At 64.9% G+C, this 12935-nt stretch carries 11 protein-coding genes; 6 read left to right on the forward strand and 5 right to left on the reverse strand.

Annotated elements, in window-relative coordinates:
* The first annotated feature begins 48 nt into the window (after window positions 1–48).
* Window positions 49–249: a hypothetical protein gene (locus BCCGELA001_RS32550; RefSeq protein WP_008546606.1), complete on the forward strand. Its 201-nt coding sequence runs from the start codon at window positions 49–51 to the stop codon at window positions 247–249.
* 164 nt (window positions 250–413) lie between these two features.
* On the opposite strand, the gene BCCGELA001_RS32555 is transcribed toward BCCGELA001_RS32550, so the two are convergent.
* The gene (locus BCCGELA001_RS32555; protein WP_060737148.1) at window positions 414–2264 is read right to left on the reverse strand and encodes an ABC transporter ATP-binding protein/permease; all 1851 of its coding nucleotides are present in this window, start codon (window positions 2262–2264) and stop codon (window positions 414–416) included.
* Window positions 2265–2460: 196 nt separating this feature from the next.
* On the opposite strand from BCCGELA001_RS32555, the gene rpmE reads away from it, so the two are divergent.
* A complete protein-coding gene (gene rpmE, locus BCCGELA001_RS32560; RefSeq protein WP_025034016.1) occupies window positions 2461–2688 on the forward strand; it encodes a 50S ribosomal protein L31 in 228 nt (75 codons plus the stop codon).
* Window positions 2689–2864: 176 nt separating this feature from the next.
* Here rpmE and rcdA read toward each other — a convergent pair whose 3' ends face one another.
* Together rcdA and BCCGELA001_RS32570 are read right to left on the reverse strand one after the other, a co-directional pair.
* Complete coding sequence (gene rcdA, locus BCCGELA001_RS32565; RefSeq protein ID WP_008569199.1) at window positions 2865–3374, reverse strand: protease adaptor protein RcdA; 510 nt, start codon at window positions 3372–3374, stop codon at window positions 2865–2867.
* Between the two features lie 507 nt (window positions 3375–3881).
* On the reverse strand, window positions 3882–4073 hold the full coding sequence (locus BCCGELA001_RS32570) for a DUF1192 domain-containing protein (protein WP_060737149.1): 192 nt from the start codon (window positions 4071–4073) through the stop codon (window positions 3882–3884).
* 114 nt (window positions 4074–4187) lie between these two features.
* On the opposite strand from BCCGELA001_RS32570, the gene BCCGELA001_RS32575 reads away from it, so the two are divergent.
* Window positions 4188–5186: an NAD(P)H-quinone oxidoreductase gene (locus BCCGELA001_RS32575; protein WP_008546638.1), complete on the forward strand. Its 999-nt coding sequence runs from the start codon at window positions 4188–4190 to the stop codon at window positions 5184–5186.
* A gap of 153 nt (window positions 5187–5339) precedes the next feature.
* Window positions 5340–8216, forward strand: coding sequence for an EAL domain-containing protein (locus tag BCCGELA001_RS32580; RefSeq protein WP_060737150.1), 2877 nt, complete (start codon window positions 5340–5342; stop codon window positions 8214–8216).
* A gap of 151 nt (window positions 8217–8367) precedes the next feature.
* On the opposite strand, the gene BCCGELA001_RS32585 is transcribed toward BCCGELA001_RS32580, so the two are convergent.
* Window positions 8368–8631, reverse strand: a complete 264-nt coding sequence (locus tag BCCGELA001_RS32585; protein ID WP_008565796.1) for a DUF7662 domain-containing protein — start codon at window positions 8629–8631, stop codon at window positions 8368–8370.
* Window positions 8632–8773: 142 nt separating this feature from the next.
* Here BCCGELA001_RS32585 and BCCGELA001_RS32590 point away from each other — a divergent pair, with 142 nt between their 5' ends.
* Window positions 8774–10270: a sensor domain-containing diguanylate cyclase gene (locus tag BCCGELA001_RS32590; protein ID WP_060737151.1), complete on the forward strand. Its 1497-nt coding sequence runs from the start codon at window positions 8774–8776 to the stop codon at window positions 10268–10270.
* Window positions 10271–10446: 176 nt separating this feature from the next.
* Here BCCGELA001_RS32590 and galU read toward each other — a convergent pair whose 3' ends face one another.
* Window positions 10447–11322: a UTP--glucose-1-phosphate uridylyltransferase GalU gene (gene galU / locus BCCGELA001_RS32595; protein ID WP_008546654.1), complete on the reverse strand. Its 876-nt coding sequence runs from the start codon at window positions 11320–11322 to the stop codon at window positions 10447–10449.
* A 201-nt stretch (window positions 11323–11523) separates the two neighbouring features.
* Between galU and BCCGELA001_RS32600 the strand changes: the two genes are divergently transcribed.
* Complete coding sequence (locus BCCGELA001_RS32600) at window positions 11524–12912, forward strand: lytic murein transglycosylase (protein WP_193409751.1); 1389 nt, start codon at window positions 11524–11526, stop codon at window positions 12910–12912.
* Window positions 12913–12935 lie beyond the last annotated feature (23 nt).

Here is a 12935-nt window from a genome sequence, read left to right on the forward strand (position 1 = left end):
TTGGTCGTTGTCGCCAGAGCAGCGATCACAAGCAGATGGAGACGATCGATGCAGCTGCGCGATCTCGCCAAGGGTTCCTCGGTCTTTGTCGGCGTGATCATCGCCTTCTATGTGTCGACGGCATATGTCGACCGGCGCTTTGCGCCGCAGCTCGCTACGAACGGTCCTGCAGCCTGCGTCGGCGAGGACGGCAGCTGGAAGAATTGGCTGTGGCCGAACGTGCCGGCGCTCTCACCGAAGTGCGAATAGCATCCGTACGCGAAGCTTCCGCCACAATCTCAACTGTCATTCCCCGCGAAGGCGGGGAATCCAGTACGCCGCAGCTTCTCGATTGGTCACGACTGGCTCGGAGTACTGGATCGCCCGCCTGCGCGGGCGATGACGCCGTCGTTGTGGCGACAATCGAAGCCCTCTCACGCGCCTTCAAATTGCAGCCTGGCCAATCTCGCGTAAAGCCCGTTCGCAGCGACGAGCTCGGCATGCGTACCCTGCTCGACGATCCTGCCCTGGTCCATCACCAGGATGCGGTCGCAGGAGAGGACGGTGGCGAGGCGGTGCGCGATCACCAGCGTGGTGCGATGGCGCATCAGTTCTTCCAACGCGGTCTGCACCAGGGTCTCGCTTTCGGCATCGAGCGCGGAGGTGGCTTCATCGAGCAGCAGCAGCGGCGCATCGCGCAGGATGGCGCGCGCGATGGCGATGCGCTGGCGCTGGCCGCCGGAGAGCGTCACGCCGCGTTCGCCGAGCGCCGTCTCGAAGCCTTCCGGCAGGCGGCGGATGAACTCGGCGGCATGCGCGAGCTCGGCGGCGCGCTCGACTTCGGCATCGGTCGCATCGGGCCGGCCGAAGCGGATGTTCTCGCGGGCGCTTGCCGCGAACACCACCGATTCCTGCGGCACCAGCGCGATGCGCGCGCGGACGTCGTGCGGGTCGGCGGACCTGACCGGCACGCCGTCGAGCGCAATCGTGCCGTTGTTGGGATCGTAGAAGCGCAGCAGCAGATGGAAGATCGTGCTCTTGCCGGCGCCGGAGGGGCCGACGATCGCAACCTTCTCTCCGGGCCGCACATTGAAGGAGACGGCATCGAGCACGTTGACGTCGCGCCGCGCCGGATAGGCGAAGCTGACCCGATCGAACCCGACCTCGCCGCGCGCAGGAACCGGCAGCGCACGTGGCGCGGCGGGCGCCGTGATATCTGATTTCACGTGCAGGATCTCGAACAGGCGCTCGGCCGCGCCGGAGGCCGCCGACACTTCGCCCCAGACCTCGCTGAGCTGGCCGAGGCCTGCCGCGGCGAACACCGCATAGAGCACGAACTGGCCGAGCCGGCCCGGTGAGATCGCACCGGTGAGCACGTCGTGCGAGCCGATCCAGAGGATCGCGACCACGCTTGCGAACACGATGAAGATGATGATGGCGGTGAGCACCGCGCGAGCCTGGGTCGAGGTGCGCGCGGCTTCATAGGCCTGCTCGACATTGCCGCCGAAACGCTTTTCGGCGAACTGCTCGCTGGTATAGGCCTGCACGGTGCGGATCGCGCCGACCAGTTCGCCCGCATAGGCCGAAGCGTCGGCGAGCGTGTCCTGCGCATTGCGCGACAGCCGCCGCACCCAGCGCCCGAACGCGACCAGCGGCAGCACGATCAGGGGAATGACGAGCAGCACGAAGCCCGACAATTTCGGGCTGGTGATCACCATCATCGCGGCGGCGCCGAGGAACATCATCAGATTGCGCAGCGCGATCGACACCGAGGCGCCGACGGCGGATTTGATCTGGGTGGTGTCGGCGGTGAGGCGGGAGATCAGCTCGCCGCTGCGCGCGGAATCGAAGAAGGTCGGCGAGAGCGAGAGCAGGTGGCCGAAGACGTCGCGCCTGAGATCGGCGACGATGCGCTCGCCGATCGTCATCACGAGGTAGTAGCGCGCGGCGCTCGCGAGCGCGAGCACGCCGACCACCGCGAGCATCACCGAGAAGTAGCTGTTGATCAGCTCGATGCCTTCGGGCGTCAGGCCGAAATCGATCATCCGGCGCACCGCGACCGGCACCAGCAGCGTGGTCAGCGCGGCGACCGTCAGCGCGACGAAGGCGAGCGCGGCGCGGCCGCGATAACGGCTCACATAGGGCGCGAGCGCGAGCAGCGGCCGGAGTTTCGCACGGCCCTTGGCGGGCTGCTCGATCAGATCGGTCTCGATCGACGGTGTGTCTGCGGAATTCATTTCGGGCTGATCGACATATTGGTCATCAAGCCGTTCCACTGCGCTCATGAGATCCGACCCATTGCATTCGTTAGCTCCCAATAGGCCGGTGCAACAGGAGTGGCAAATCCGGGAAGTCCCTTAGGGGGGCGCCCGGTTCGGCGCGCGCTATGGCTTGTTTTACAGGGGTTCGTGAGGTATAGAGCCGGCCAAATCCGTCATTCGCTAGCCACCCAGAAAGGCGCCGGGGCGCCGAGGAATTGTCATGAAAGCCGAAATTCACCCGAATTATCATACGATTAAGGTCGTCATGACCGACGGAACCGAGTACCTGACCCGCTCCACCTGGGGCAAGGAAGGCGACACGCTGAACCTCGACATCGACCCGAAATCGCACCCGGCCTGGACCGGCGGCAACGCCCAGATCATGGACCGCGGCGGCCGCGTCTCGCGCTTCCAGAAGAAGTTTTCGGGCTTTCTCAAAAAGGATTGATCCGGCTGCAAGGCCGCGACGAAAAACGCCCCTGGGAGACCAGGGGCGTTTTTGTTTGCCGTCATTCGGGACGCGCCTTTTGGCGCGGGCCCGGAATCCATACTCCCGATCCTGGTTATGGATTCCGGGCTCGCGACTTTGTCGCGCCCCGGAATGACGGTGTGATTGTCGATGGCCTACCGCTCGAACGCGGCCTTCAGCGCGTTGAGGTGCGGCACCAGCGGGTTGCCGATCGCGACGTGCTCGGCCGGTGGGGTGTGGATGGTGGTGTCGAGGCGACGCACGCGGGTCTGCAGGCTCATCGAGCGATGGATCAGATCCTGGAGCTGCGCGGGCAGCTTCTCGATGGTGTCGGCGGGGCCCGGATCGGCGGCGGTGAGCTTGACCTTGGTCTTCTCGCGGTTGGCCTGGCTCAGCGTCATCTCGCCTTCCTTCACCGCGCGGTGCAGCAGCAGCCACGAAGCGAGCTGCATCAGGCGCGTGGTGAGGCGCATGCTCTCGGTCGCATAGGTCAGGCTGACGGCGCGGTCGAGCGCCTTGGCTTCGGTGCGGCCGGCGCCGTCGAGATAGGCGGCGGTCTCCTCGACGAGGTCCATACCCTCGCGGAACAGGACGCCGAACGCCGCAGAATTGGTGAACCGCTCGCTGAGTTGAACGAGAGCGCCGTCGGCCTGCAAACGTTCCATGGTTAACGCCCCTTACGCAACTGTTTGACTGTCCGGCTTGGCGCCGGCTTATGATGAACAAATCATTGCGCGGGCAAGACGCGGAGTCCAGTGACAAGCGCGGATATGGTTTCCGCGGGTCATTCCTCGGAATGCAACCGGGATAAGACGCCGAATGTGGGAGCAGACGCCAAAAAAAGAGCCGCCGGAGACCGGCGGCTTTGAAAGTTGATAACAGGGAGGCGTCAAACAGAGTGGACAGGAGCCACTCGGTGTCCAAACGAGGACAGCGCCAGTCATAAACCCGAAAGCTTAATCGACGGTAAACGAGCTAAATTTTTGAGAGTTCGTTAGCCATGTCGGCCAGTGGCCGATCTAAGGTATCGTGCCCCGGACGCGGTGCGGCGCGAAGTGCTGCACTGCTGAGCCGGGGCCTAGAACCTTTTGGCCGAGGTGTTTGGAGAGGCATGGGTCCCGGCTCTGCGGAGCAGCGCTACGCGCTGCACCGCGTCCGGGACACGAGAGTTCCTACTTCTTGAAAAAGCTATCCGCCGCATCGCGCGAAGCGCGCTTCCTGGTGGCGGCTTCTTCCAGTCGTGCGATCTCGGTCTTGAGCAGGGTCACGCGCTCGGTCAGTTCCTCCACCGACAACAGTGAGAGATCCTGTCCGATCTCATGGCTGATCTTCTTGCGCGGGCGGTCGTCGTCTTCCGTCGGCATCCTCGTTCCTCCTGCGTTCGTGTCCTCCAAACGGACCAGGGCGGTTGCCAGCGTGGACCGCGCTGGCTAAGCAATGGCCTCGTTTCCTCCCGCACCTTTGCTCAAGGACACATCATGGACAAGCTGCCCGCGCAAATGACCGTGGTTGCCATCTCCACGCCTGGCGGACCGGAGGTGCTGGTGCCGGAACAACGCGCGGTGCCGCAGCCCGGGCCTGACGAGATCCTGGTCAAGGTCGAGGCCGCGGGCGTGAACCGGCCCGACGTCGCGCAGCGCTCCGGCGCCTATCCGCCGCCGCCCGGCGCCAGCGACCTGCCGGGCCTGGAGATCGCGGGCGAAGTGGTGGCAGTCGGCAGCAATGCCAAGCGGCACAAGATCGGCGACAAGGTGATGTCGCTCGTCGCCGGCGGCGGCTATGCGCAGTACTGCATTGCCCAGGACGCCCAGGCCATGAGCGTGCCGCCGTCGCTCTCGATCAAGGAAGCCGGCGCGTTGCTGGAGACCCTGATGACGGTCTGGCACAACGTGTTCGAGCGCGGAGGCCTCAAGGCCGGCGAGACGCTGCTGATCCATGGCGGCTCCTCCGGCATCGGCACCCTCGCGATCCAGCTTGCCAAAGCGTTCGGTGCGAAGGTGTTCGTCACCGTCGGATCGCAGGACAAGATCGATGCCTGCCTCAAGCTGGGCGCCGACCGCGCCATCAACTACAAAACCGAAGACTTCGTCGCCGTGGTCAAGGAAGAGACCAACAAGGCCGGCGTCAATCTGATCCTCGACATGGTCGCCGGCGACTATGTCGACCGCAACTATGATGCCGCCGCGGTCGACGGCCGTATCGTGCAGATCGCGACGCTCAATGGCCCCAAGGTCAGCGTCAACATCGCCAAGGTGATGGTGAAGCGCCTCACCCATACCGGCTCGACGCTGCGCCCCCGTAGTAATGCAGACAAGGCGGCCATGGTCGCCGCGATCGAACAGAAAGTGATGCCGCTTTTGCGCGAAGGCCGCATCAAGCCGCTGATGGACAGCGCTTTCCCGCTGGAAAAGGCAGCCGATGCGCACCGGCGCATGGAAACCAGCGCACATATTGGCAAAATTGTGTTGGAGGTGTAGGCCGCCGGCCCACAGGGCCGGGCGGAAAGTCTTTGATTTTCCTCGCTTTCGTGGCATCTATCGCGACGCACCGAACCACGTCCGTTCGGTTTGAAATCGCCTCTTAAGAATCGCCTTGCACTCGAAGTTTGCGTCGAACGCGGAGAACTGACCTTGCGTCTGATCAGGTGCCTCGCGCCCATCGCGCTGGGCCTCATGATGCTCGTTGCCGCGTCCCCTGCACGCGCGCTCGACGCTGTCAGCGTTCGCAGTGACGCGGCCGCGATCGACCTCACCGGCGTGATCGATCACCAGCGCAGCGACGCCGACCGCATCCAGGTCTCGACGGCGCCCGGCACCGACGGCATCGTCCGCCGCATCGAGGTGCGTGCCCGCGAAGGCGGCCAGAACTGGGTGGTGTTCGCGCTCGCCAACAACACCGATGACCAGCTCGACCGCCTGATCGTCGCCCCGCATTATCGCATCGTCTCCTCGGGGCTGCTCTGGCCGGACCTCGGCCTGTCGCGCATCGCGACCATCACGCCCTCGATCGGCGACCGGCCCGAACGTCAGGAAAGCGCCACCGCGGACGTGTTCCGTATCACGCTCGACCCCGGCGCCGTCGTCACCTTCGTTGCGGAGCTGCGCACCGACAAGCTGCCGCAGCTCTATCTGTGGGAGCCGGAAGCCTACAAGGACAAGGTCAACTCGTTCACGCTGTACCAGGGCATCGTGATCGGCATCTCCGGCTTGCTCGCGCTGGTGCTGACCATCCTGTTCGTGGTGAAGGGCAGCATCATGTTCCCGGCCGCTGCGGCGCTGGCCTGGGCGGTGCTGGTCTATATCGGCGTCGATTTCGGCTTCTGGGGCAAGGTGCTCGACATGTCGAACAACGCCGAGCGCATCTGGCGCGCGGCGGGCGAGGCCATCCTGGCGGCGACGCTGCTAGTGTTCCTGTTCGCCTATCTCAATCTCAGCCGATGGCATGTGCGCTACTCGCACATCACGGTGCTCTGGCTGCTCTTCCTCGGGGCCCTGGTTGCTCTGGCGCTGTTCGATCCGGCCGTCGCCTCCGGCATCGCCCGCATGTCGCTGGTACTGATCGCCTTCGCCGGCTTTGCGCTGATCGTCTATCTCTCCACCCACGGCTTCGACCGTGCGGTGCTGCTGATCCCGACCTGGTTCCTGCTGGTGGTCTGGGTGGTCGCGGCCGGCATGACGGTGGCAGGCTCCGTCACCAACGACATCGTCGGCCCGGCGCTGCTCGGCGGCCTCGTGCTGATCGTGATGCTGATCGGCTTCACCGTGATGCAGCATGCCTTCGCCGGCGGCAGCGCCAGCACCGGCGTCGTCTCCGACATCGAGCGGCGGGCCTTAGCGCTGGCCGGCTCGGGCGATCTGATCTGGGACTGGGACGTCTCCGCCGACAAGGTCTTCACCAGCCCGGAGACCGAGGCCCTGCTCGGCCTCAAGCGCGGCACGCTGGAAGGCCCGGCCGCGTCCTGGTTAGAGGTGCTGCACCCGCTCGACCAGGATCGCTTTCGCGCAGCGCTCGACAGCGTGCTCGACCAGCGCCGCGGCCGCCTGGTCCAGGATTTCCGTTTGCGCACCCCCGACGGTCACTTCATGTGGTTCGCGCTGAAGGCGCGCCCGGTGGTCGGCTCGGACGGCGAGGTCTCGCGCGTGGTCGGAACGCTGACCGACGTCACCGAGCTGCGCAACGCCGAGGAGCGCCTGCTGCACGATTCCGTGCATGACAATCTCACCGGCCTGCCCAACCGCAAGCTGTTCATGGACCGCCTGGGCGCGGTCGCGCATTTCGCCAAGTCCATGCCGGCGCTGCGGCCGACGCTGATGGTGATCGACCTCGACCGCTTCAAGCAGGTCAACGATTCCGTCGGCATCGCGGTCGGCGATTCCATCCTGCTCACCCTCGCCCGCCGCCTCACCCGCATCCTGAAGCCGCAGGACACGCTGGCGCGGATGGCCGGCGACCAGTTCGGCCTGATCCTGCTGTCGGAGCAGGACCCGGCGCGCATCACGGCTTTCGCCGAAACCATCCGCAAGACCATCCGCGCCCCGATCGCCTTCAACGATCGCGAGATCTTCCTCACGGCCTCGATCGGCCTCGCGCTCTCCGACCCGCAAGTCCAGCTCACGGACGAGATCATCAAGGACGCCGAGCTCGCGATGTATCACTCCAAGCGGATCGGCGGCGACCGCATCGACGTCTACAAGCCGGCGATGCGCGCGCGGAAGACCGACCGCCTGACGCTGGAGAGCGAACTGCGCCGCGCCATCGAGCGGCAGGAGATCACCATCCTGTACCAGCCGATCGTGCGGCTGGAGGATCGCTCGATCGCCGGCTTCGAGGCCCTGGCACGCTGGGACCATCCGAAGCTCGGACGCATGGCGCCGTCGGAATTCATCACGATCGCGGAAGAGACCGGCCTGATCGTCGATCTCGGCATGTTCGTGCTCGACCAGACCGCAAAGCAGCTCTCGGTGTGGCAGCGCGCGATGCGCTCGCGCGAGCCGATCTTCGCCTCGGTCAACGTGTCGTCACGGCAATTGCTCCGTCATGATCTCATTCACGATGTCCGCACCGTGCTGTCGCGCTCCTCGGTGGCGCGCGGCACGCTGAAGCTGGAGCTGACGGAATCGCTGGTGATGGAGAATCCGGAGCACGCGGCACAGATGCTGACGCGAATCCGCGAGCTCGGCACCGGCCTCTCGCTCGACGATTTCGGCACCGGCCATTCCTCGCTGGCCTATCTCCAGCGCTTCCCGTTCGACACCATCAAGATCGACCAGTCCTTCGTGCGCACCACCAGCCGCGGCACGCGTCCGGTGATCCTGAAGTCGATCATCGCGCTCGCGCACGACCTCGGCATGGACGTCGTGGCCGAAGGCGCCGAGACCGATTCCGATGCGGTCGAGCTCTACCAGATGGGCTGCGAATACGCGCAAGGCTTCGCCTTCGGCGAACCGATGGACGCGGATGCCGCGATGCGCCTGCTGACGGAAGTGCGGCTCGAAGCTGCGAGCTGATCACGAGTCCCGTAGGGGTGGGCAAAGGCGCACTTGCGCCGTGCCCACCATTTCTCCCCGCATGCCGCTCTAGTTTATGGTGGGGACGCTTGGCTTTGCCCATCCTACAATACTGTTTGTTGTCGAGGGATCTGCACCGAGCTAGGCGCCGCTACCGCCGCCGATCACCCTTCTTTTTCCTGAACCGAACGCTCGCACCGTCCGGCATCCGCGTCGCCACGAAGCCGGCGGCCAGGCAGGCTTCGCGTTGCGGCATCTGGATGTCGGGGCTGCGCAGGCTGTCCCACCAGGAGGCGCGGTTCGCCGCGCGCGGCAGGGCCGCACCGATGATCTCCTCGATCTGCTCGAAGCTCAGCACGAACTCGTCCTGCTTTTGCCGCATCAGATAGTCACGCAACGCCTGGTAGTCGTTCACAATCGTCCTCTCGTCCCGCTCACATGAGGCTGCCCAAAACCGTGCGCCGCATGAACCGTTTCTTAACTCATTGCGGCAGCGCCGTCCCGCCTTAAACACTACGCAAGCTTTCGGGCGCATCCACTAGGATCGGGAGCGAGCGATGCTGTCTGGATGGCGCGAGAACACGGCCCGTCGGCCGTGGCGGATTTCGGCGAAGCTGCTGATCATCTCGTCCGTGGTGACGGTGATCGGCTTCTCCGCCATTTGCGTCAACGTGATGCTGGACATGCGCCGCGGCGAGGAGGCGCTCGCCCGCCAGACGCTGGAGAATCTGGCGACGACGATCGAGTCCGACGTCAGCCGGAACGTCGAGATCTACGATCTCTCGCTGAAGGCGGTCGCCAGCAACATGCTGCTGCCCGAGCTCGCGACGGTCTCCAAGCCGATCCGCCACCTGATCCTGTTCGACCATGCGACCAACGCCAGGCATTTCGGCGCCATCCAGGTATTCGATGCCGAGGGACGGCTGATCATGGACGCCTCCACGCTCGATCCCCTCACCGAGAATCGGCGCGAGGAGGATTACTTCAGGGTTCATCGCGACAATCCCGGCGCCGGGCTCTTCATCAGCCGTCCCATGCTGTTTCGCGGTGCCTATTCCATCGTCCTGAGCCGGCGCATCAGCGATGCCGATGGCGGCTTCATGGGCGTCGTCACCGGCTCGATCCGTTTCAGCTATTTCCATGAATTGTTCGATCGGCTGAGCCTCGACCCCGACGACACCATCACCGTGCTCAAGCGCGACCGCACCATCATGATGCGACGGCCGTTCGATCTCGACATCATTGGAACGAATCTGAACGACCATCGGAGCTGGAAGGCGGACAATCTGCCCGCCGGCGCCTCCTATTCTGGGCAAGGACCGGTCGATCCGACGCCGAGGCTCTATGCCCGCAGCGGCGGCAGTGGACCGCTGTTCGTGGTGGCAGGCAAGCCGCTGAACGCCGTGTTCGAGCTGTGGCAGAGAGAGGCCTATCGCATCGGCGCCGTGGTCGTGGCACTCATCCTGTTCGTGCTGGCCTCGACCCTGGTGCTTGCGCGCGAGATCGGACGGCGCGCCGAGGCCGAGCGCAAGCTCGAGGAGATGGCGACGACGGACGCCCTCACCGGCCTGAAGAACCGCCGCAAGTTCGATGCCGTGATCGACGTCGAGTGGCGGCGTGCGATGCGCCAGAAGGCGCCGCTCGCGCTGCTGATGATCGATGCCGATCACTTCAAGGCCTACAACGACACGTTCGGGCATCAGGCCGGCGACCAGGTGTTGGTCGGCATCGCCATCTGCATTTCGGATTCGGTGAGCCGGCCTGGCGACTGCGCCGCCCGCTATGGCGGCGAGGAGTTCGCGGTGCTGCTGCCGAACATTTCGGCCAGCGACGCCTTCAAGGTCGCCGAGACGATCCGCCTCAAGGTGCAGGGCTGGTCCGACGAGCAGACCATCTCGACGGTGTCCTGCGGCATCGCCAGCCTCGTTCCCGTTGCCGGCATGGACTGGCCGGTCCTGGTCGCCGCCGCCGACAAGGCGCTCTATGCGGCGAAAGCCGGGGGCCGCAACCAGTCAGCGGTCGCGAGTCTGCCGCAACTGTCGCTGGTGGCGTGACGAACTCTCCAGCCGTCGTCATTGCTGTGCATGTTCACAATTGCGAGGCAACGGGTCCGCGCTTAGCACGGCCCGATGACAGGCTCCGCGAAGCAATCCAGACTGCCTCCGCGGAGTCAGCCTGGATTGCTTCGTCGCTTCGCTCCTCGCAATGACGAGTCGAGAGATAACGCCTGCTACTGCCCCAGATACTTTTTCATCTCCGCGATCAGCCCGTCGCGCAATTCCGGGCGCTTTAGGCCGTAGGCGATGTTGGCGCGGAGGAAGCCGGGCTTGGAGCCGCAATCGTGGCGCTCGCCTTCGAATTCGACACCGTAGAATTTCTGCGTCTTGGCAAGGCCGATCATGGCGTCGGTGAGCTGGATCTCGCCGCCGGCGCCGCGCTCCTGGGTCTCCAGGATCTTGAAGATCTCCGGCTGGAGGATGTAGCGGCCGGTGATCGAGAGGTTGGAGGGCGCCGTGCCCTTGGCCGGCTTCTCGACCATGCCGTCGACCTCAAACATCTTGCCGGTGCGTTTTCCGACGCCGCAGATGCCGTATTGATGGGTGAGATGGTCGGGCACCGCCTCGACCGCAACCAGATTGGATTTCTCGCCGAGCGAGGACGCCATCTCGATCATCTGCTTCAGGCAGCCGGGCGTGTTGAGCACGAGCTCGTCGGGCAGCACGACCGCAAACGGCTCGTTGCCGACGATGTCGCGCGCGCACCAGACCGCGTGGCCGAGACCGAGCGGCGCCTGCTGGCGGGTGAAGCTGACGGCGCCGGCCTCGGGCTGGTTCTGCGCCAGAATCTCCTGCTCGGCCTTCTTGCCGCGCTGACTGAGCGTCGCGTCGAGCTCGAACATCCGGTCGAAATGATCTTCGATCACGTTCTTGTTGCGACCGGTGACGAAGACGAAATGCTCGATGCCGGCCTCCCTCGCCTCGTCATAGACGTACTGGATCAGCGGCTTGTCGACGATGGTCAGCATTTCCTTCGGCATCGCCTTGGTGGCGGGCAGGACGCGGGTGCCGAGGCCGGCGACGGGGAATACGGCTTTGCGAATTTTCATGGGGGCGATCGAATACCTGAGGACGTGAACGGAGCAATGGTGACTTGCTAACCTGTTTGCAGCCGCCAACAAAGGCGGATGTGGGGCCTCGCCCCGACAGAGTTAAGAAAAAGGCCGTCACCAAAATTTCACCTTTGTTAAGCTATTGGCAACGCCTGACAGGCCTCCTGATGGCTGAAATTTCAGGCCGACGGATGGGACATGATGCAATCAGCGGCACGATTGGCAAGACAGGCCGGGTCAGTGGCCGGTGCGACGATGATCGCAGCGGCTTTGCTGCTGCCTGTCCGCGCGCACGCCCAGGCGCAGAACGGCCTGTCCAATCTGTTCGGCGGCATCTTCTCCGGCCAGAACCCGGCGCCCGCGCAACCTGCGCCGGGCGCGCCAACGGGAGCTCCCCCTTGGAGCGGCGAGGATGGCGCTTCCGGCCATCCGCTGATGACGGCCGCCGCGATCCGCGAAGCCGCGGGAAATTTCAACAATTGCGTCGCGGCGATGTGGCCCGATGCCGCACGGCGCAACATCACCCAGGAGAATTTCCAGCGCTTCACGACCGGGCTCTCACCTGACCTGCGCATCATGGATCTGATGGACTCGCAGCCGGAGTTCACCAAATCGATCTGGGCCTATCTCGACATTCTCGTGAACGACAACCGCCTCGCCACGGGCCGCGAGATCCTCGCCAAATACAAGGCGCAGTTCGACGCCACCGAAAAGGCCACCGGCGTCGACCGCTACATCATCGCTTCGATCTGGGGCATCGAGTCCAACTACTCGACGCAGATGGGCGACCGCAGCGTGCTGCAATCGACCGCGACGCTCGCCTGCATCGGCCGCCGCCAGGCTTATTTCAAGGACGAGTTCCTCTCCGCGCTGGAGATCCTCAACCGCGGGGATCTGCGACCGGAGCAGCTGCGCGGCTCCTGGGCCGGCGCCTTCGGCCCGACCCAGTTCATGCCGACCGCATTCAAGCGCTTTGCCGTCGACGGCGACGGCGACGGACGGCGCGACGTCGTCGACAATCCGACCGACCTGATCGCGTCGACCGCCAACAATCTGAAGAAGGACGGCTGGCAGGTCGGCCAGACCTGGGGCTTTGAGGTCGTGGTGCCGCAAGGCTTCAACTACATGCTGGCCGACCGCGCCAAGGCGATGACGATCGCGCAATGGGAGAAGCTTGGGCTGAAGCGGGCGACGGGCCAGGCCTTCCCGCATCCGGCGGAGAAAGCCTATCTGCTCGCGCCGGCCGGCGCGCAGGGACCGGGCTTCCTGATGCTCCAGAACTATCGCGTGATCATGAAGTACAACCCGGCTGAGGCCTATGCGCTCGCGATCGGCCATTTCGCCGACCGGCTGCGCGGAGGGCAGCCCTTCGTGCAGCCCTGGCCGCGGCAGGAGCGGGAGCTGTCGCGCACCGAGCGATTGGAACTGCAGCAGCTGCTGGCCCAGCGCGGCTTCTACAAAGGCACCCCGGACGGCCAGTTCGGCGGCCAGACACGGGAAGCCCTGCGCCATTTCCAGGCCTCGATCGGGGTGCCCGCGGACGGCTTTGCCTCCTCCGACGTGCTGGATCGGCTCCGCGGGCGGTAAAATCGCGCCGAAAGTAGCCCTGA

Source organism: Bradyrhizobium sp. CCGE-LA001 (assembly GCF_000296215.2).
Classification (GTDB): domain Bacteria; phylum Pseudomonadota; class Alphaproteobacteria; order Rhizobiales; family Xanthobacteraceae; genus Bradyrhizobium.

What these genes read in the sequence shown, in the direction of transcription:
- BCCGELA001_RS32570 (WP_060737149.1), bottom strand. Translation starts at nt 4,073, where the DNA reads ATGCCGACGGAAGACGACGACCGCCCGCGCAAGAAGATCAGCCATGAG.
- BCCGELA001_RS32600 (WP_193409751.1), top strand. Translation starts at nt 11,524, where the DNA reads ATGATGCAATCAGCGGCACGATTGGCAAGACAGGCCGGGTCAGTGGCC.
- BCCGELA001_RS32575 (WP_008546638.1), top strand. Translation starts at nt 4,188, where the DNA reads ATGGACAAGCTGCCCGCGCAAATGACCGTGGTTGCCATCTCCACGCCT.
- BCCGELA001_RS32590 (WP_060737151.1), top strand. Translation starts at nt 8,774, where the DNA reads ATGCTGTCTGGATGGCGCGAGAACACGGCCCGTCGGCCGTGGCGGATT.
- rcdA (WP_008569199.1), bottom strand. Translation starts at nt 3,374, where the DNA reads ATGGAACGTTTGCAGGCCGACGGCGCTCTCGTTCAACTCAGCGAGCGG.
- rpmE (WP_025034016.1), top strand. Translation starts at nt 2,461, where the DNA reads ATGAAAGCCGAAATTCACCCGAATTATCATACGATTAAGGTCGTCATG.
- galU (WP_008546654.1), bottom strand. Translation starts at nt 11,322, where the DNA reads ATGAAAATTCGCAAAGCCGTATTCCCCGTCGCCGGCCTCGGCACCCGC.
- BCCGELA001_RS32555 (WP_060737148.1), bottom strand. Translation starts at nt 2,264, where the DNA reads ATGAGCGCAGTGGAACGGCTTGATGACCAATATGTCGATCAGCCCGAA.
- BCCGELA001_RS32550 (WP_008546606.1), top strand. Translation starts at nt 49, where the DNA reads ATGCAGCTGCGCGATCTCGCCAAGGGTTCCTCGGTCTTTGTCGGCGTG.